The sequence below is a fragment of the Microcoleus sp. MOSTC5 genome, assembly GCF_036701825.1.
GTDB classification, from domain to species: Bacteria; Cyanobacteriota; Cyanobacteriia; order Cyanobacteriales; family Microcoleaceae; genus Microcoleus; species Microcoleus asticus.
Map to the genome: position 1 here is coordinate 1 of NZ_JAUBRK010000021.1, position 18174 is coordinate 18174.

An 18174-nucleotide genomic window follows, 5' to 3' on the forward strand; every position below is an offset into this window, starting at 1 on the left:
AGAGGTACTGGAATAAAAACTAATCCTCCTATTTTTAAAATCTTAAAGCCTCCCAAGCCTTAAGTAAACCGTATTGACCTATAATCCGCATTCAAAATTTTGAAAACAGCCAAAAAATCTGCCTCGCGTCCTACCAATCTACAGTCTATAGATAGAGTTCAACCCAACTAATTGTTACTAATATCGAAAACGACTGATGTGTGAGGAAACTTCATGAAGACAGAGATATCCGCAGTCTGGGTAAAGATGGAGAGCATGATCGACGGCTTGATTATCATGTTGCCCAATATTGTGCTGGCGTTAATTGTCTTTGCAATCTTTTTCTGTGTGGGCGGGGCAATTAAGAGAGCGGTCAGGCGGGTAACCCGCAACCACCACCAAGCACGAAATTTGGGGTTGGTGTTAGGACGGTTGGCGCAGGGTACGATCGTTCTAGTTGGTCTGTTTGTTGCGCTTTCGATTATAATTCCCACATTTAAAGCTGGGGATTTGATTCAATTGCTGGGAATTAGCGGGGTGGCGATAGGTTTTGCCTTTCGCGATATCTTGCAAAACTTCTTAGCCGGTATCCTAATTCTGTTGACTGAACCTTTCCGAATCGATGACCAGATTGTGTTTAAAAACTTTGAGGGAACGGTAGAAAATATTGAGACCCGCGCTACAACAATCCAAACTTATGATGGTCGTCGGATTGTCATTCCCAATGCCGAATTGTTTACGAATGCGGTGACAGTGAATACTGCTTTCGATAAACGCCGCACGGAATACGATTTTGGTATTGGTTACAACGACGATATTGACCGCGCCAAGCAGTTAATGCTGGAAGCATTGTACACCGTAAATGAAGTGTTGAAAGATCCTGCACCCGATGTGCTGGTGGTTCAGCTAGCAGAAAGTACCGTCAATATTCGCGTTCGATGGTGGATTGCTCCGCCGCGCCGAATTGACGATATGCGATCGCGCGACAAGGTAATTTGTGCTATTAAAAAAAAGCTTGTGGAAAACGGCATCGATTTGCCTTATCCCACGCGACAAATTTTGTTTCACGACCAAACCGAAGAAACAGATGGCGATCGCTCCCAGCAGCGCGAAGGATGGCCTGCGGGTAAAAGTAAAGTTCCGAAACCTCGCAGTATGGGCGGATCTGTGGGAAAACTGGTCCAAGGGCGATCGCAACTTGACGACAACGGAAAATCTTAACAGCATCACCAGTCATGAAAAATATCAAGTTGAGAAAACGGCGTTGCTGAATACAGGTATGAATTCAAGATTTCCCAATGGCTATAGGCCCGCTTGAGGGTGAGTTTTGTAACATCAAGCGAAAAGGTGATTCATACCATGAATCAGCAACGCCACAAATTGGTTGTTTGAGGCAAGCGAGCTCAAAGTCTATCCAACAGGAGGCTGTGGAGTAATCGCTACAGAATTACAATCAAGCAATTAGTGAGCAGCAGGTGCTTTGGCTCCAGCGCCTCCCTTGCCTAGAAACAGCAGCAATGGCAGTGAGCAGAGAAAGACAATGCCGACAAAGCGAAAAATGTCTGCGTAGGATAGAACGGCTGCCTGCGTATTGACTAATTGGGAGAGCGCGGCGAGGGCTTGCTGTTGGGCAGTTGCGGCATCAGAACCGCGACTCTGAAAAAAACCAGTGAGTGCGCTGAGCCGTTCAGTTGTTTCTGGATCGTAAGGCGTTAACTTTGCCAACAAAATCGCTCGATGAAAAGCCTCTCGTCGAGCCAGTAATGAGGTCAGAATGGCAATGCCAATACTACCGCCGAGCTGACGAGTCAAGTTATAGAAGCCAGAGCCAGCCGATACATCTTCTTTGGGGATGGAACCCAATGTTGCCAAACTCAGGGGCAGGAACATCAAAACCGTAGTTGCACCGCGCCAGATTAGGGGCCAAAACAAATCATCAGTTCCGGTTTGGGGCGTGATTTTTGCAAGCTCGAACATGACGGCTGCCGTTCCACCAGCTCCCAGCGCAATTAAAATGCGGGCATCCACCTTAGTCGAAATTTTGCCCAGTAAAACCATGATGATGGCGGACGCTAAAGCTCCAGGAGCGAGTAGAAATCCGGTTTGCGTTGCCGAAAAGTGCAGCACGCCTTGAGCAAACAGCGGTACAGCAAACAAGGCTCCGTACAACCCCATGCCCAAAATACCAGAGTAAAGGCTACCGGCTGCCAGGGATTTATGCCGCAGAACCCGCAAGTCAACTGCTGGTGCTTTTGTGCTGAGTTCTCGCCAGATGAACAGAAACAGCCCCACAACCGCCACAAACGCCAGAAGCGCAATGAAACCCGATTCAAACCAGTTTTCTTTTTCCCCTTCTTCCAAAAATGCTTGCAAACTACCTACCGCAATACACAGCAGTACAATTCCTGTCCAGTCCACTTTCTGCTGGCTCCGTCCGTGTTGCTTCGAGTCAGGTCGGAGAAACACGACCGCCATGATGACAGCCACAATGCCGACAGGCAAATTGATAAAGAAGATCCAGCGCCAGCCTAATGTATCGGTCAGATAGCCGCCTAGCGTGGGACCAATAGCCGGGCCTGCAATCACCCCAACTCCAAACACCGCCTGCGCTAACCCCTGTTCCGCAGGGGGAAAAGTTTCAAACAGAATCGCTTGCGCTTTTGCCAACAGTCCGCCTCCGCAAAAGCCTTGAAGAATTCGAGCTACCACCAGCACCGGCAGGTTGATGGATAGACCGCATAACATCGAGGCGGCTGTGAACCCGATCATTGAAAAGACAAAGTAGGTTTTCTTGCCGAAAAAGTCCCCCAACCAAGCAGAGAGCGGAATCATCACAACGTTGGCGATCGCGTAACCCGTTACGACCCAAGCAATTTCGGTCACAGTTGCGCCTAATGTCGCCTGCATATCTGTTAAAGCAACGTTCACAATGCTGGTATCAATGACTTCTAGAATGGCTCCCAGAGAAGCCGTCAGGGCGATCGCCCACTTGAGCGGTCCCTGCACGTACCCGGCTGCATCGCTGGCAGATTGTTTCAATTTTTTTAATGGTTTTGCTCGCTTTTGTTGAGCGTTTTGTCGAGCGTTTTGCTGGTCTTGAAGCTCAGACTCTTCCAAATCAATAGAATCCGGTTCAGTTGCATGACTCTGTATTTGAGGGCGTTCCATCTTTAGTCTCTATTTCTGCGATCGCTCACGGCAGGTGCTTCGCACCACCGCAACGGGTTAGGGTGCTTCAATCGGAAAATGCCAAGTTCAGACGAAAATTGTCAGGAACTTTCATTCTGGAGACGGAGTACGACTTACAGAAGACGCTGCTGTGCTGACTCCCCGCACAAATAAATCCACGCACCCTTCGATGTATTGCTTACGGCTGTAGCCCCGGTTTACTTGAGAAACATGGCGGCGAATCATACCAGACAGCAGCATTCCAGTCAGTTGATCCGCTGCCAGCGGCAGGTCAACATTCGGACGAATACTGCCGCGTTCAACACAGGTTTGTAGGTAGGAAATTAGTTTTTCACGCAGCGGTAAAAATGATTGCTGAAGCACCTCCAGTGCTTCTGTCGGATGCCGGTGAGCTTCCCCAATAAACATCCGAAATAGAGCTTCGTACTCCTCCAGCGTATCGTCGTGGAGCTTTGCATAATGCAGGAGATCGCGGCGCAGGTCATAAGTCCATTCGTCTTGATGCGCCAACGCCTCCGTCCGCAATGCTGTAATGTGGCGGGCAACCGCACTCAACACTTGCTCTTTGCTCTGAAAGCGGCGAAACAAAGTGACTTCACTCACATCTGCAACACGAGCAATTTCGCGAGTTGTCGCTCCAACGTAGCCTTCTGTAGAGAAAACTTCAATCGCAGCTTTCACCAGGCGATCGCGGGTTTCTGCTGCACTTCGATTCGTTCTACTCATCTCAATTAATGTAAGCACTAACTTACATATTCTAGATCGCCAAAGGGCTGTAGCTTCAGCAGAAAGACGGATTTTTGAAACACAGGAGGGTGGGATTTACGCTTATATGCCGGGAAACTCGGAAAAATCGTCGCGCAAGGGAACTAGAGATCGCAGCAAGAAACCCGGTTTCTAGGGTAAAGCCGAGAGGTAGAGTTGAGGGGAGTGTTGCCACTCCACCCCTCTGTTTCGGAACCGTGCTTACGATTGTTCACCGCAGAGGTTGAGGGGTGACTATTCCGTCAAAAGCCTTACCTGTAGCCCAGGAGCGAAACTCGCAGCTCAAAAAAGACGGGCTAAAATTCACTCATTCGCCCTATTCACTAATTCTGTGCGTGCCGAGCGGTGCGATCGCGCGCACAGAATTTTAGAGTTCTGATTGCCAGTCTGAATATACATATCGGCAATCTATCAGAGTACGTTTTAATTTAAGCCTTTTTAGGTGTTCTAATATTGCTTGAACATCTTGAGATGAAGCAGGTTTCACAGCAAACTGCTGTACTCTTTTGTGAAAGATTGCATAGTACCCCTGATCACCGCTATTATTTTCATCTAAATCAACCTATTTGACATATAGTTCCTCACGAACAGCTTTTAATAATCGCAAGCATTGCTTCTTTCTTGATACGTCTTGCTTTCGCAAGGCAGCCTCAATAGCTCCTGTTTGTGTCGTCACAGCCGGAAGTTCGCCATAGTAAACCAAGCGCTGACTCAGGAATATCTGACCGATCTAAATTATCGAATTAAATTTGTTGGTAATTCGCTTAATATTTCTGATTTCACACTGAAGTTTAGGCAGCTCGTAAAACATGATGCTACGGCTCAGTTATCCGCGAATGAGAATTGTTTGAGAGCAGGCATTCTGGTTTTGGCGTTGCTGATTCATGGTATGAATCACCTTTTCGCTTGATGTTACAAAACTCACCCTCAAGCGGGCCTATAGCCATGGGGAAATCGTGAATTCATCCCTGTATTCAGCAACGCCGAGAAAACTTTGGGGTTCGCTGCACTGGATCGTGCAACCGGAATTTATATTAATCATCGAGCGATCGAAGGAGTAACAAACCAGGATTGATGTGATGCCTAATTTTCAAGCAAAAACCACAGTCCGATTGCCGTAAACTAAAACACGATTTTGTAAATGATATCGCACGGCTCTTGCTAAAACAACCCTTTCTAAATCTTTACCTTTGCGAACCAAATCGGACACTTCATCGCGGTGACTGACGCGCACAACATCTTGTTCGATAATCGGGCCCGCATCTAAATCGGGTGTAACGTAGTGGGCTGTTGCACCGATAATTTTCACCCCTCTTTCATAAGCCCTTTCGTAGGGATTTGCACCCACAAACGCGGGCAAAAATGAATGGTGAATATTAATCAGATTGGGAAATGCGATCGTAAAGTCTTGACTCAAGATTTGCATATATTTCGCCAAAACTACTAAATCAATCTTATACTTCTTAAGAATTTCTAACTGTTGTGCTTCTTGAATAGTTTTATTGTCTTTAGTAATGGGAATATACTCAAAGTCGATACCGTATTGTGCGGCAATGGGCTTTAAATTTTGATGGTTGCTGATAATCAGGGGGATTTCACCTCTGATTTCTTGCGATCGCTGTCGCCAAATCAAGTCTAATAAACAGTGTTCTTGACGGCTTACAAAAATGGCAATCCGCCGAATTTGATGGGAAAAATGCAATTGCCAATTAGCTTCTAAATCCTTGGCAATTTCACTAAAAGCAGGTGTTATTTGTTCGGTGGTTAAGTCAAAATCATCTAATTGCCATTCTAGTCGGCTCAGAAATAATCCGGCGGTAAAATCTGTATGGTGATCTGCGTGGATGATATTGCCGTTGTGGGATGCGATAAAGTTAGCAAGTAAGGCGACGAGTCCTTTGCGATCGGGACAGGCAATTAACAGGGTTGCAGTAGGCTTAGTCATAATATAATGACAAAATTGTCTCGCTGACTCGAGCAAGAACAAGTTATCTCACAGGGGTTTATTGATACGTTTAGGGGCGGGCTAGATGCCCACCTCACAAGAGATTTTAACTAAGAGTGGAACAGGCATCTTGCCTGTTTCGATGGGCTTACGGGCGGGCAAGATGCCCGCCCCACAAGAGATTTTAACTAAGAGTGGAACAGGCATCTTGCCTGTTTCGATCTTCCCTCTTCCTTCTTCTAAAATCCCATCGCCCCAGCTACTGCATCCAAAGTCGGAGCAATGCCGCTTTTAAACTGATTGTTGCTGTGATTAATTGCCGTATCCGGGTCTTTCAAACCGTTACCAGTCAACACGCAAACTACCGTCGCCCCAGTCGGAACTTGGTCTTTTACCTTCAGCAAGCCGGCCACAGAAGCTGCACTCGCCGGTTCGCAGAAAATCCCTTCCTGTGATGCTAACAAACGGTAAGCGTCGAGAATTTCGGCATCGGTGACTGCTGCAAAACTGCCGCGGCTGGCTTCGGAAGCTGCGATCGCCTGTTTCCAGCTAGCGGGGTTGCCGATCCGAATCGCCGTCGCCAGGGTTTCCGGGTTCGCCACGGGCTGTCCCGTCACCAAAGGTGCAGCCCCAGCGGCTTGAAATCCCATCATCCGCGGCAGGCGCGAACATTTTTTTGCTTGATGGTATTGACAAAAACCCATCCAGTATGCTGTGATGTTTCCGGCATTTCCCACGGGAATGCACAGCCAGTCGGGCGCATCGCCCAAAGCGTCCACCACTTCAAAAGCGCCGGTTTTCTGGCCTTCCAAGCGGTAAGGATTGACAGAGTTTACCAATGTCACCGGATAATTGACAGCCATTTCGCGGACAATTTCTAAGGCTCGATCGAAATTTCCCCCAATCGAAATTACTTCCGCACCGTAAAGCAAAGCTTGCGCCAGCTTGCCCAAAGCCACGTAACCTTCGGGAATCAACACGAAAGCTCGCATTCCCCCGCGTCTGGCGTAGGCGGCCGCCGAGGCCGAAGTATTGCCGGTACTGGCGCAAATTACTGCCTCCGCACCAGCTTCCTTTGCCTTGGAAATCGCCATTGTCATCCCCCGGTCTTTGAAACTACCAGTGGGGTTGAGGCCGTCGTATTTGACCAAGACGCGCACGTCTCGACCGATGAGAGAGGCGATCGCAGGTGCTGGAATCAGAGGAGTATTGCCTTCTTGGAGCGTCACTACCGGCGTGGTTTCCGTCACCGGCAGGTAGGGGCGATAAGCTTCGATCAAGCCGGGCCAGCCGTAGCGTTTCGGCTCGGCTGCGCGGGCAGCGGAGTTAGCAGCAGAGTCAGTAGCAGGTAGAATCAGGGTCACGATGTCAATGGTTTTAGGCAATGGCCAAGGAATTTACACTAATTTTAGCTCGATCGGTTAATTTGATGTTTAATACGATCGGTTCAGGTTAAAGTAACTTAATGGTGTGAATGTGTAGATATGTCTACCCAATTACTAATGTCAAATAATTCATCCACTCTTTCCCGGCCTCAAGTTACCGCGAGCAATCCCGAAATGGCTAGTTCTTCTACCCTATCGACCACTTTTGCCCGCAAAGTAGATTCGGTGAAGTGCCCCTACCAAGCCGACCAGCAAGTTAAGTTCCTGCACTTGCAAGCGGAAATCGAATCCTTGCTGCTGGAAGTGCAAAGCCTCAAACAGCAACGCTCGATCGCTGGCTTGTCGGCTCTCGACCCCATTTCTGGCAGCAACAGCAATTAGCAGACAACAGTCGCTAATGCTAACTGTGCTGCCCCTGTGTTATAGAAACAAAGGTTTTGCTACCCGCAGTATTTTTTGCCGAAAGTGCCAGAAATTCCTAACTGCGGATAGCGATCGCTAGCATTTGCTAAAACGCGCTTGCCTACTGCTCAACTCGTCTGCCACAAGCTGGCAACGAGCTGACATTTTACTGCGCTTTTTCATTGCGCTAATTTGTTAAGCCATGCTCATAGCATACGGAGAATCGAAATCAGTTTATGACAGCATCGATCGAAAAACCACTAAATTTGATATCCGCAAGTGACACTTCCAACCTGCGCCTCAAAGATATTCTCAAAACCCTGCCGCGGGAAGTATTCGTCAAAAACCCCCGCAAAGCTTGGACAAAAGTTATTGTCAACGTTTTGCTAGTTGCTGTCGGTTATTGGGGCATAGCAGTCTCTCCTTGGTTTCTACTACCCCTGATGTGGATTTTCACAGGAACCGGATTAACCGGTTTTTTTGTGATCGGTCACGACTGCGGTCACCGGTCATTTGCTAACCGCCGCTGGGTTAACGATTTAGTCGGACATCTCGCCTTTTTGCCGTTAATTTTCCCGTTTCACGCATGGCGGCACGGACACAATTATCACCACAAGCACACCAACAAAATTGGCGAAGATAATGCTTGGCAACCCATGACAGCGGAAGACTACGCTGCTGCTCCCAAGGCTTTACAAATAGCTTATAGTTTAATTTTCGGTCGGATGTGGTGGATCGGCTCGATCGCCCACTGGGCAAAAGTGCACTTTATGTGGTGGCGCTTCAAAGGCCAACAAAAACAAGAACAAGTTCGGTTTTCTGTGTTAGTGGTTTTAATCGGTGCTGCGATCGGATTCCCGATTTTAATTGCAACCACAGGCATTTGGGGATTTGTCAAATTTTGGTTGATGCCCTGGCTGGTTTACCATTTCTGGATGAGCACTTTTACGATCGTTCACCACACAGCACCAGACATTTCTTTTAAAGAACCGGAAGAATGGAACGAAGCCCAATCGCAACTATCGGGAACAGTTCACTGCGATTATCCTCGCTGGGTAGAGTTTCTGTGCCACGACATTAACGTCCACGTTCCCCATCACCTTTCAACTGCTATTCCCTGGTACAATTTGCGCCTCGCCCACAGCAGCTTAAAGGAAAATTGGCAAGATCATCTCTACGAAACAGAATTTTCTTGGTCTTTAATGAAGCGGATTGCCGACAACTGTCACTTGTACAATCCCGCTGGCGGCTATCAAACATTGCAGGAATTTAACGCTAAAACAAAGTAAGTTTTAAACGCGATAAATGCCCGAAAAACCCGGTTTGTCAAACACAACCGGGTTTTTCGATATTACACTCCGTAGCCTTTGTCAGGGACGGAATGCGCGCCCTACTGTCAATATCACAATCCGTACCATTATTAAATCAGTCATTCCCAATCTAAAATCTAAAATCTAAAATCTAAAATCGAATGACTTTCAATCCCAATAACTGTCGCAACGAAAGCGAAGTAGAAAGCAAACTCATTGTCAGCTATCTGCTACCAAAGTTAGGCTATACGCCCGACACTTGGCACCAAGAAATAGCATTTGGGAATATTCGTCTAGACTTCCTCTCATTTGCCACGCAAGTTATCCCCATAGTTGTCGATGCAGACTCGCCGATGAGTGTAGTTATGGAGGCTAAACATCCGAAGGAAAATTTAGACCGCCACCTGCGAAAACTCAATCGCTATTTAACAAGTTTGAGCATCCGCTACGGCCTCATAACTAACGGTAAAGAAATTAGAATTTATGCAAGAATCGCCGATGATATTCAGCTAGTATTTAAGTGTGCTGGACAAGACTTAGAAACTAGAATTGAGGAAATTATAGCTTTAATTGGCAGAAATACTTTAAAACCTATAAAAAATCCTGATAATCTCGAACTGGAAGATAATAAAATTAATTTAGTTAGTCCTGAGTTAATTAGCGAAGTCCCAGTAAAGCAAAACAATCCCGCCCCCGCAGAACGGGAGCAAAGCCAAATCTCTGAACTGGAACAATTACCTGAAAATTATCCAGTTAAGCCTCAAGTTAAATCCGATGTAACCGTTCCCCAAAAAACTCAAAATACGATGAAAATCATTGCAGTTTACCACAATAAAGGCGGCGTTGGCAAAACTACAACAGTAGTCAATTTAGCTGCGGCGCTAAGCAAGAAAGGTAATAGAGTCTTGGTAATCGACTTAGACAGTCAGGCAAATACAACCTTTGCGACAGGTTTAGTAAAATTTGAGGATGAAGAACAAGATGATTTGAAAGATAATAATATTCTTCAAGTTTTGCAATCAGAAGACTTTTTCTCGATCGAAGAAGTAGCTCGCAAGTCTAATTTTTGCAATCCCGAAATAGATGTGATTCCTTCCCACATTGATTTAATGCAATATGAAACGGAACTCAATCAACTAGATTACAGCCGCATGATTTTAATTCAGAAACTAGCAGAAGTACAGGATAAATATGATATTGTACTGATCGATACGCCACCATCTTTGAATTTTTATGCTAGAGTTGCCCTAATTGCGGCGGATTATTTAATTATTCCTTCTGACTTAAAACCTTTTGCAAATCAAGGACTGATTAATGTCAAGGATTTTATTAAAAAAGTTAATGGATTCAAAAAACAAATTGGCAAGAAACCTCTAGAAGTTTTAGGCGTACTCTCTTGCAAAATCTCAACTAATAGTAAATTTGTACAGTACAGTTTGCCCAAGCGGAGGGAGGCAATTCCCAAACGCTACGGCTTTGAAATCATGGACAGCGTAATTTACGAGAGAGACGATTTAGCAAAGTGTGCAGAACAATTTCAAATCGTGGGAAATATGGAAATCGCCGATCCTATTTCAGTGCTAGACTTTAAGCCTGATTGCATCGCATCCCAAGAATTTGAAATGCTAGCACTCGAAGTTTTGGAAAAAATAGGTAAAAACTAATGAAAAAATTATCTCCGTCACTGGTTGCAGTTAAAAAAATTACATCCGCAGTACCCCGTTCCAATTTTGCAGACCCTGATTTGGATAAATTAGCGAGACTGATTTTAGAGTCAGGAGGATTGATTAATCCGATAATTGTCCGCCGAAACGGTATGGATGCTTACGAAATAGTAGACGGAGATTTTGAATACTATGCGGCGGCGAGAGCAAAGGAAATAGATGCTCCCAAAGGCGAGACAATCGGAGCATTCATCCTGGAAGAAGAAAATGAAGAACTTCTCCTCAAACAACTTGAAATTCTCAGAAAAACCGCAATCACTGAGAATCAAAGTGTAACTGTGGTTCCGCAACAGTCCTCCAGCTTTGAACAGCGACTGACAAATATTGAAAGTAGATTGGAAAACAGAATTAATGAATTGAAAGCCGAGTATATGCGGGAAAAACAGGCGCTGATAGAGAGGGTTAAAGAAGTTGAAAGCCGCATTCCCAAACCTGTTCCGCTGTTGGAAGCACTCAACACTCAAGATAAATTCAAATTGGCTACAAATTTGAAAAATGCTGGCATGAAAGCTCAAATAATAGAACAAATCATCAAAGAGCGAGATTTGGAGCAGTTTGCATCTTTTGAAAATGTGTTGGAACGCATTAAAGGGTTAGGGGAGAAAACAATGATTAAGCTTATTGACAAGTGGCAAAAATATTTATAAGCTTTCAGCCATCTCAATTGCATTTTTGGGGCGCTCAAAGCCCACCCGACAAAAGTTGAAAAACCCGATATGACTCGGCGGTTGAAACCCATCCTACACAAACTTTCGTCCCTCTCGCTTGAGACTAAAGAATAAGGGCGATATTAAAGCTGGCTTTCGTATAAATCGCAATTGCGCTCGCAACTCGCAACGCCAGCCCGATCGCCCTGACGCAAAAAAAAGTAAAGATGAGTAAAGCAGTGTATCATTGGTGCCCCACAGCCAGTTAAACTCATCACAGTCGCTTTTTTTAGGAATTGCAGTAACTTTTGGCTATCGCCCGGGCTGTCACCGCACAGGTACAGCAGCAAGGCGATATCTCCCCAGATAACCGAGTTCGATCGCAGTTTTGGTAAATTGCTTGTGGCGCACCCGACAATTAGAGTTCTTGGGTTAGTTCAGCAGCACTTAAAATTGAGGCTGTAAAGTACAAATATACATAAATACATACACACCAGATTTAAATGACAAAAGGGGACTTGTAACAAGATGGATCGATCGTCCGATCAAAACCGAATAGTTGAATATTTGCGGATTAAGCCAATTAGTCACAGTCAGATTTACACTTCCCAAATTGCAGTACCAGAGCCTCAGAGGGGGGAAATTCCCCGCAAACGCCGCGAAGATCTCAGGAGAAGTCTCATCGAACAAGGCAGCAACTTGATTCCTTTAATTGTGCGCCGCACTGAAGCTTACAGCAATGAAGAAGAATATGAAGTTGTCTGCGGCTCAGATTGGTGTATTGTTGCTAAAGAACTCGGCATCGAGCAAATGTGGGCTTGGGTATTTGAAATGACCGACGAGGAGGTAGCTGTTGCTCAAGCAGAAATGGAACATTTAGCTCCGCAACCGACTCATAAAGCTGCACAAATTGAGACTCTACTGCAACAATTTGAGCTATCATTTCAAAAAAAGGTAGAGAGTTTAACAAAACAAATAGAACAATCTGTTAAAAAAAATGAAGAACTACTAAAAAAGCACGTAAAAGCTCTAACTGAACAGAACTTGGAGCGCAACCAAATAGAACAGATTAAGCATTTGCTCGAACAAGTGGAAAAAGCATTTCATGAAAAGGTAGATAAAATGGCTAAAAAAATTGAACAATCGAGCAGCAACCGTCCGCCAACATCGGCGGTTATTTCTGAGGTAAATCTTGAAGCCGCTTTGAGACAGTTGGATGAACTGGAAAAACTGCTGTCAAGAAAACTAGAACGCACAGTCCAAACCATTAATCAGTTTGTTTCTGACGCCATTGAAGACGTAGAAAATGACCTAAAAAATCAAATTGAAACGCTCCGCCGCCAACTCGGAGGCGCAGCGACGCACTCAGAAATACAGCCCGAGGCAGAACCTAAAACGCCGTCAAAAACACAGTCCAAGAAGCAGTCGAAAGCACAGCAGAAACCTCAGCTACCGCAGTTGCAGTTGGAGTTGCCGTTTCCGTCCCCAACGGAAGACTACGAAACTCTTTCGCTGAGGGGCTTGAAGGCGATCGGCAAAGACCGGAAAATTCGGGGCTACGCGCGCATGAAACGACCGGAAATTTTGGCTGCTCTCAGGGAAGCTGACGGCCAATAAAGCGGTAATTGCTAATAGTTAAAGACTAATTGTTCGGTGTTCGATCGCATTTTTGGGCAAAAAGTGCGATCGGGCTTTCAGAATAGTCCTCAGCAGAGATATGAAAAGCTTGCTAAAATAGACAGACAACCTCTTACTCCTCAGCCAGCAGCCATGTCCGCAACCGCAGAATTAGCTACTACCCAAGAAATACCAGAACAAGAGATACCAGAAAATGTTATCTTTCCTTCAGGCGATTTATACAGTGACGAACCTCCGGTGGAAACAGAACTGCATCTCCGACAAATAATCCTACTCCTCAACTGTCTAGAATGGCTGTGGCGAGATAGAAATGATTTCTATGCTGCTGGAAACCTCACCATTTATTACAGTCCCAAGCAACTCAAATCGAAAGACTTCCGGGGTCCAGACTTTTTTGTGGTACTCGGAACAGAACGAAAAACTCGGAAAAGCTGGGTAGTTTGGGATGAAGAGGGAAAGTACCCCAATATTATCGTAGAAATCCTGTCTCCCAAAACAGCGGATGTAGACAAAAACTTTAAGAAACAACTATATCAAGATACTTTTCGCACTCACGACTACTTTTGGTTTGATCCAGAAACTTTAGAATTAGCTGGGTTTCATTTAGTTGACGGGGAATATGAAGCAATCGCACCGAACGAATTCGGGCATCTGCGGAGTCAGCAGCTCGATTTGAGTCTCGGAATTTGTGGCGGAAAATTGCGTTTCTTTACAGCAGAAGGAGAGCTTGTCCCTACTCCTGAAGAGGTTGCAGAAAGGGAGACTCAACGAGCCGACGGAGAGGCTCAACGAGCCGGACAAGAAGCTCAACGAGCCGAGCGCCTGGCCGCGAAACTGCGAGAATTAAATATTGATCCCGATACAATTTAGTGCACCCCCTACTCACAAAAACACGGTTTACTGCCGCGTGTATCGGTGCTTCACCCCAATCGGAAAATACTCCGCATCGCCCGTCTCCGTTAATGTCACCACAGGTAACTGATATTCGGGCGGAACGTAATTAGCAAATTCGCTATTTAGCCGCCGCAATTGCGCGAGAATTGAAGATGCGATCGCCTGCTTCATCTCCTCGTCGCCCTCCACCCCCGCTGCTAATTCCACAACCACCGATAAAAACCGATTTTGATCCGCATCTTCCTTGACTTGCAGTACAAATTTTCCCGTCACCCATTCCCGAATAATCGGAACTTCTAAACCTATGGTGACGTTTTCCGGGTAAATGTTAGCACCGAAGTAGGAAACGGTAAAGTGCGATCGCCCAAATACATAGACAAATGGCAAGCAGCGAATTCCTCTGGGGAACTCAGAAACTTTCATACCTGCTTCTTGCTGCAAACGTGCCACAGGGTTAAATCCCCATTCTGCCAAAAAATTGAGCATGGCTTCGTAACAAATTAAACCGCCGTTATCCGAGATGTGATAGCGTATTAGCGGGATGCCGTTGTCGCCAGAAAATAACAGCGTGCCGTCTTTATTCACTTCAAAAAAGCGGCTTTTCGGATCGTACTGCACCAGCGTTGGCAACCGCGATTCCCCGAATAAATTGCGTGCTGCTTCGGGATTGTTTGCTAAAAAGCGGCGGATGCAAATGCTCAGCGGTGTCTCGTTGGCCAAAACGCCCGCATCGGCAGTACCGTAAAGGCTCGCAGAGTTGTAATATAGATTGTCAGAATGAGTACGATCGCTAACCAAACTCCGCCATTCTTCGCTAAACACTTCCCCCGCAAACACCATCTTAATTCGATATTTTTGCCACTCCACACCCCCAGCAATTCCGCTATCAATCACATCTTTGATAAACGGCGGATATCCCAACAAGACTACTTGCTCGAAATGCTCCCCAAGTTCCTGCACAACTCGGAATATCTCAGCCTTATTATTCCCAGGCGTCACAACTGTAACTGGATAGCCTTTACTCGCTAGATAGCGGCAGCAATTTGCCGTGTACATTCCGCCTACCCAAGTCCCCAACGCAAAGCAAATGACAGCTAAAGTTGAGCGATTGTCGGCGGAAAAACTGTCGTGAAATATTTGTTCAAAACGAGCGGCAATTTGCAACTCGTCGCTGATAAAACGCGGCCAAAATGTCGGGTTTCCTGTCGAACCAGATGAAACAGCAATGAAATCGCAAGTTTCTAATTTGCCCTGATAGCACAACTGAGGTAGCGGGTGACAGCGTAAATAATTCTCTTTGGTAATTAGCGGCAATTTTTGGAAGTCTTCAAAGGTTTGAATTGAGGCGGGATTGATGTTGAGTGCAGCTAGGAAAGTCTGGTAAGCTGGTACTGTGGCCGCGACTCTTTGAAAAAGCGCGATCGCCCCCGCTTCGGCAACTCGATTCTGCTGGTGTTGCAATCGTTCCTCAAGCGGCGCCCTCAAAAACTCTTCAAACGCCCCAATTGCTCGCTGCCGCTGTTCTGGCTGCATGATTTGCTCCTTAAAATGGGTATTTTGCACCTCGATCGCTCAAGATTCAATTAGTAGCGCTAACGACCCGATCGCACATTGGGCTGGACACTAAAAATTTGAACACACTTTGAGGTCGAGCGAATCGAAAAGATGGCGCAGTAGATAAACTTCAATACCACGAAACCGCTTTTTTAACAATAACCACAGGGGATAGGCAAGCTGCCGATCGACTAATAAACACAGACACACTATGTCAAGATTAATTCAGCGATCGCCCAAAATCCTCAGTCTCAGTCAAGCGTGAAAATCCGACGCAGCAAGTTCCAATGAACAATCCCATCTACCCCGGCATAACTCTCAACAATCACTACCGCATCGTCCGCGAATTGGGACACGGAGGCTTCGGGCGCACCTACCTGGCTGAAGATGCCCACCGATTTAACGAACCCTGCGTTTTAAAAGAATTTGCGCCCCAAGTACACGGAAGTTACGCTTTACAAAAATCCGAGGAACTGTTCGAGCGGGAAGCGGGAGTGCTCTACAAGCTGCAACACAATCAAATCCCGCGCTTCCGCGAACTCTTCCGCGTCAGTATCAGCGATCGAGGCTACCTATTTCTCGTTCAAGACTACGTTCCCGGTCAAACTTACCGCTTCCTGCTGGACGCCCGCAAGCGTCAGGGTTTGCGGTTCATAGAGGCAGAAATCAATCAACTGCTGCTCCAGATTTTGCCCGTGCTCGAATACATTCACTCTTTGGGAGTGATTCACCGCGACATCTCCCCGGACAACCTGATTCTGCGGAGTTCTGACGGGATGCCGGTGCTGATCGACTTCGGCGGAGTAAAACAACTTGCCGCCACCGTAGAGTCTCTGTTCGCTGAGGCTAACGGCACTCCCGCCCCCGCGACTCGCATCGGCAAGCTCGGCTATGCTCCCGTCGAACAAATGCAGATGGGCATCGTCTATCCCCAAAGCGATTTGTACGCTCTGGCGGCGACGGTTTTAGTGTTGCTGACGGGGAAGGAACCGCATCAGTTGCTCGACAGCCAGACGCTCAATTGGAACTGGCGGGCGGAATGTTCTCTGTCTCCGAATTTGTCCCTGGTGCTGGATAAAATGCTTGCTCAACAGCCGAGCCAGCGTTACTCCTCGGCTCGCGAGGTAATGCTCGCTCTCTCCGGCAATCCGCCTTTACAGCCGCCTTTGCCACCAGCCCCGGATTTTGGACCCACGCAGCCACCGGAGCACTCGCCTATACCCGTGCCCGCCCCCACGCCAAAGCTGCCGGGAACTCCGGTGCGTGCTGCTATTGGCAATCAACAAAAGATGCCTGCTTGGAAAATGGTTTTGTTCGTGGTGGCGGTGCTCTCAAGTATGGGGGGAGTTGGCTGGTTTGCGGGCAATTATTTGTTAAATCTGCAATCTAAAGTGCAGAAAATTCCCCAGAGTCCGAGCCCGAAGCAGCAGCAAGAAGATGCTTTGCAAGATCGCTTTGTAAAGCTCAAAATTGACGATCGATTCTATAGCGGTTACGTCAACCTTGTGGACGAGACTTTTTATGCCAAATACCCGGAATTGGGCGGACGGCTGTTAAAAGAAGGCGATGACGATCGCCAGTGGCGCGAAAGGTGGCAGAAAATCGGCGACGAGTTGCTCGACAAGCTGGAAAACCTCAGCAGCGACGCTAGAGCGCGGTTGGGCACTTACGACACCGCCGATATCGATCGCTGGAAAACTGAGGTTAACAAGCTGAATTTGAGCAGTCGGGCTTTGTACGATTTGGCTGATGCCAAGTTCTTTTATTGGTTTCCACAACAGCCGCGCGATCGCAATATCATCGGTTTGCCGATCGGACAAATTTGGCAAGCAATTACCGCCGACGCCCTCGCATCTTTGCAAGCAGGAGCAACTGTCGAAAGCGTTGAATTTGACCGCCTATCGAACAGCAAAAGCCTCACAGGCAATCTCAAACCCGGAGAAGGGAAAGCTTACATTGCCCGGTTCGCTCAAAATCAAACTTTGCGCGTGAATTTGCAAGCACCGCGCAAATCTACTCTGCTGTCAATTTATACTCCGGGGCGGACCAAGGGCGCGCGAGCTTTGCTGCAAGATGCAGATGGGCTTAGTTGGTCGGGATTGCTGGATGATGCTGGTTATTATGAATTCGTGGTCGTTTCTCAGGCATCTGAGCCGATCGCTTACGAGTTGAACCTGACTGCGGAATAACTGCTATTGACCGAAAGCATCCAGGATACAAGCCCCCGGATTCATCCGTCCAGAAATAAAAAACCTGTATCCGATGAAACTTGCCCCCCGAATTTATCCGTGGGGTCAATCGAAAATCTAAAATCTAAAATCTAAAATCTAAAATCGATTGACGCTCTCGATCGACCCAGGCAATAATAAGGTAATACCAATCACGTAAGTTTTCCGTTTCAAACAAAGAATATGCTGAGATTCGCGATCGTAGCTTTAGTAACTTTAGGATTAGTATTGGTGACTGCACTAGGTTTACATCCCGCCAATGCGACAGTCAGCACTCCCGAATTTTATGCTTGGAACTTTGCCTCTGTAGGCAGTAGCGAGCTTGTTTGTAAAAAGACGGTGGTAGTTCCGCAAGACCTAATCATTCCGTCATCTATGCAGGCTGTCAGTATCACTTCTGCAATTGTAGATGAAAAATATTGCGCGAATTCCACTAAGCCTGTGAATTAAAACAGTGCATAATTATGATGTCCAGTTATACAACCATAATTAAGATCTCGGTCAGTCGATTTTA

Annotated in this window: 15 protein-coding genes; 10 read left to right on the forward strand and 5 right to left on the reverse strand. The window is 46.6% G+C overall.

All coding sequences use genetic code 11. The features are described from left to right. The first annotated feature begins 213 nt into the window (after positions 1-213). Complete coding sequence (locus QUA54_RS13480; RefSeq protein ID WP_333415033.1) at positions 214-1200, forward strand: mechanosensitive ion channel family protein; 987 nt, start codon at positions 214-216, stop codon at positions 1198-1200. A gap of 240 nt (positions 1201-1440) precedes the next feature. Here the strand turns inward: QUA54_RS13480 and QUA54_RS13485 are convergent, their stop codons facing one another. Continuing rightward, the gene (locus QUA54_RS13485) at positions 1441-3147 is read right to left on the reverse strand and encodes a DHA2 family efflux MFS transporter permease subunit (protein ID WP_333415034.1); all 1707 of its coding nucleotides are present in this window, start codon (positions 3145-3147) and stop codon (positions 1441-1443) included. 111 nt (positions 3148-3258) lie between these two features. After that, positions 3259-3894: a TetR/AcrR family transcriptional regulator gene (locus QUA54_RS13490; RefSeq protein ID WP_333415035.1), complete on the reverse strand. Its 636-nt coding sequence runs from the start codon at positions 3892-3894 to the stop codon at positions 3259-3261. Between the two features lie 269 nt (positions 3895-4163). Here QUA54_RS13490 and QUA54_RS13495 point away from each other — a divergent pair, with 269 nt between their 5' ends. Further along, positions 4164-4304, forward strand: coding sequence for a hypothetical protein (locus QUA54_RS13495; protein WP_333415036.1), 141 nt, complete (start codon positions 4164-4166; stop codon positions 4302-4304). A gap of 719 nt (positions 4305-5023) precedes the next feature. Here QUA54_RS13495 and purU read toward each other — a convergent pair. Together purU and thrC are read right to left on the reverse strand one after the other, a co-directional pair. Continuing rightward, on the reverse strand, positions 5024-5878 hold the full coding sequence (gene purU, locus QUA54_RS13500) for a formyltetrahydrofolate deformylase (RefSeq protein WP_333415037.1): 855 nt from the start codon (positions 5876-5878) through the stop codon (positions 5024-5026). 239 nt (positions 5879-6117) lie between these two features. After that, positions 6118-7242, reverse strand: a complete 1125-nt coding sequence (thrC, locus tag QUA54_RS13505) for a threonine synthase (RefSeq protein WP_333189047.1) — start codon at positions 7240-7242, stop codon at positions 6118-6120. Positions 7243-7380: 138 nt separating this feature from the next. Here thrC and QUA54_RS13510 point away from each other — a divergent pair, with 138 nt between their 5' ends. From QUA54_RS13510 to QUA54_RS13535, 6 genes are all read left to right on the forward strand, one after another. Then, positions 7381-7644, forward strand: a complete 264-nt coding sequence (locus QUA54_RS13510; protein WP_246276764.1) for a hypothetical protein — start codon at positions 7381-7383, stop codon at positions 7642-7644. A gap of 257 nt (positions 7645-7901) precedes the next feature. After that, the gene (locus tag QUA54_RS13515) at positions 7902-8954 is read left to right on the forward strand and encodes a fatty acid desaturase (protein ID WP_333201099.1); all 1053 of its coding nucleotides are present in this window, start codon (positions 7902-7904) and stop codon (positions 8952-8954) included. A gap of 182 nt (positions 8955-9136) precedes the next feature. Next, a complete protein-coding gene (locus tag QUA54_RS13520) occupies positions 9137-10639 on the forward strand; it encodes an AAA family ATPase (protein ID WP_333415038.1) in 1503 nt (500 codons plus the stop codon). Further along, positions 10639-11346 (forward strand): ParB N-terminal domain-containing protein, encoded by a 708-nt coding sequence (locus QUA54_RS13525; protein ID WP_333415039.1) that lies wholly within the window; start codon positions 10639-10641, stop codon positions 11344-11346. The genes QUA54_RS13520 and QUA54_RS13525 overlap by 1 nt, the downstream gene beginning before the upstream one ends. A gap of 528 nt (positions 11347-11874) precedes the next feature. Next, a complete protein-coding gene (locus tag QUA54_RS13530; RefSeq protein ID WP_333415040.1) occupies positions 11875-12963 on the forward strand; it encodes a Rho termination factor (modular protein) in 1089 nt (362 codons plus the stop codon). A 153-nt stretch (positions 12964-13116) separates the two neighbouring features. Continuing rightward, positions 13117-13854 (forward strand): Uma2 family endonuclease, encoded by a 738-nt coding sequence (locus tag QUA54_RS13535; protein WP_333415103.1) that lies wholly within the window; start codon positions 13117-13119, stop codon positions 13852-13854. A 27-nt stretch (positions 13855-13881) separates the two neighbouring features. On the opposite strand, the gene QUA54_RS13540 is transcribed toward QUA54_RS13535, so the two are convergent. Next, positions 13882-15411: a phenylacetate--CoA ligase family protein gene (locus tag QUA54_RS13540; protein WP_333415041.1), complete on the reverse strand. Its 1530-nt coding sequence runs from the start codon at positions 15409-15411 to the stop codon at positions 13882-13884. 308 nt (positions 15412-15719) lie between these two features. On the opposite strand from QUA54_RS13540, the gene QUA54_RS13545 reads away from it, so the two are divergent. Both QUA54_RS13545 and QUA54_RS13550 read left to right on the forward strand, forming a co-directional pair. Then, entirely contained in the window at positions 15720-17621 is a 1902-nt protein-coding gene (locus QUA54_RS13545; protein WP_333415042.1) for a serine/threonine-protein kinase, read from the forward strand. Between the two features lie 222 nt (positions 17622-17843). After that, complete coding sequence (locus QUA54_RS13550; protein WP_172187795.1) at positions 17844-18110, forward strand: hypothetical protein; 267 nt, start codon at positions 17844-17846, stop codon at positions 18108-18110. Positions 18111-18174 lie beyond the last annotated feature (64 nt).

Bases quoted from the DNA above. Each gene is read 5' to 3' on its own strand.
- QUA54_RS13480 (WP_333415033.1), top strand. From the start codon at position 214: ATGAAGACAGAGATATCCGCAGTCTGGGTAAAGATGGAGAGCATGATC.
- QUA54_RS13485 (WP_333415034.1), bottom strand. From the start codon at position 3,147: ATGGAACGCCCTCAAATACAGAGTCATGCAACTGAACCGGATTCTATT.
- QUA54_RS13490 (WP_333415035.1), bottom strand. From the start codon at position 3,894: ATGAGTAGAACGAATCGAAGTGCAGCAGAAACCCGCGATCGCCTGGTG.
- purU (WP_333415037.1), bottom strand. From the start codon at position 5,878: ATGACTAAGCCTACTGCAACCCTGTTAATTGCCTGTCCCGATCGCAAA.
- QUA54_RS13510 (WP_246276764.1), top strand. From the start codon at position 7,381: ATGTCAAATAATTCATCCACTCTTTCCCGGCCTCAAGTTACCGCGAGC.
- QUA54_RS13515 (WP_333201099.1), top strand. From the start codon at position 7,902: ATGACAGCATCGATCGAAAAACCACTAAATTTGATATCCGCAAGTGAC.
- QUA54_RS13520 (WP_333415038.1), top strand. From the start codon at position 9,137: ATGACTTTCAATCCCAATAACTGTCGCAACGAAAGCGAAGTAGAAAGC.
- QUA54_RS13525 (WP_333415039.1), top strand. From the start codon at position 10,639: ATGAAAAAATTATCTCCGTCACTGGTTGCAGTTAAAAAAATTACATCC.
- QUA54_RS13530 (WP_333415040.1), top strand. From the start codon at position 11,875: ATGGATCGATCGTCCGATCAAAACCGAATAGTTGAATATTTGCGGATT.
- QUA54_RS13535 (WP_333415103.1), top strand. From the start codon at position 13,117: ATGTCCGCAACCGCAGAATTAGCTACTACCCAAGAAATACCAGAACAA.
- QUA54_RS13540 (WP_333415041.1), bottom strand. From the start codon at position 15,411: ATGCAGCCAGAACAGCGGCAGCGAGCAATTGGGGCGTTTGAAGAGTTT.
- QUA54_RS13545 (WP_333415042.1), top strand. From the start codon at position 15,720: ATGAACAATCCCATCTACCCCGGCATAACTCTCAACAATCACTACCGC.
- QUA54_RS13550 (WP_172187795.1), top strand. From the start codon at position 17,844: ATGCTGAGATTCGCGATCGTAGCTTTAGTAACTTTAGGATTAGTATTG.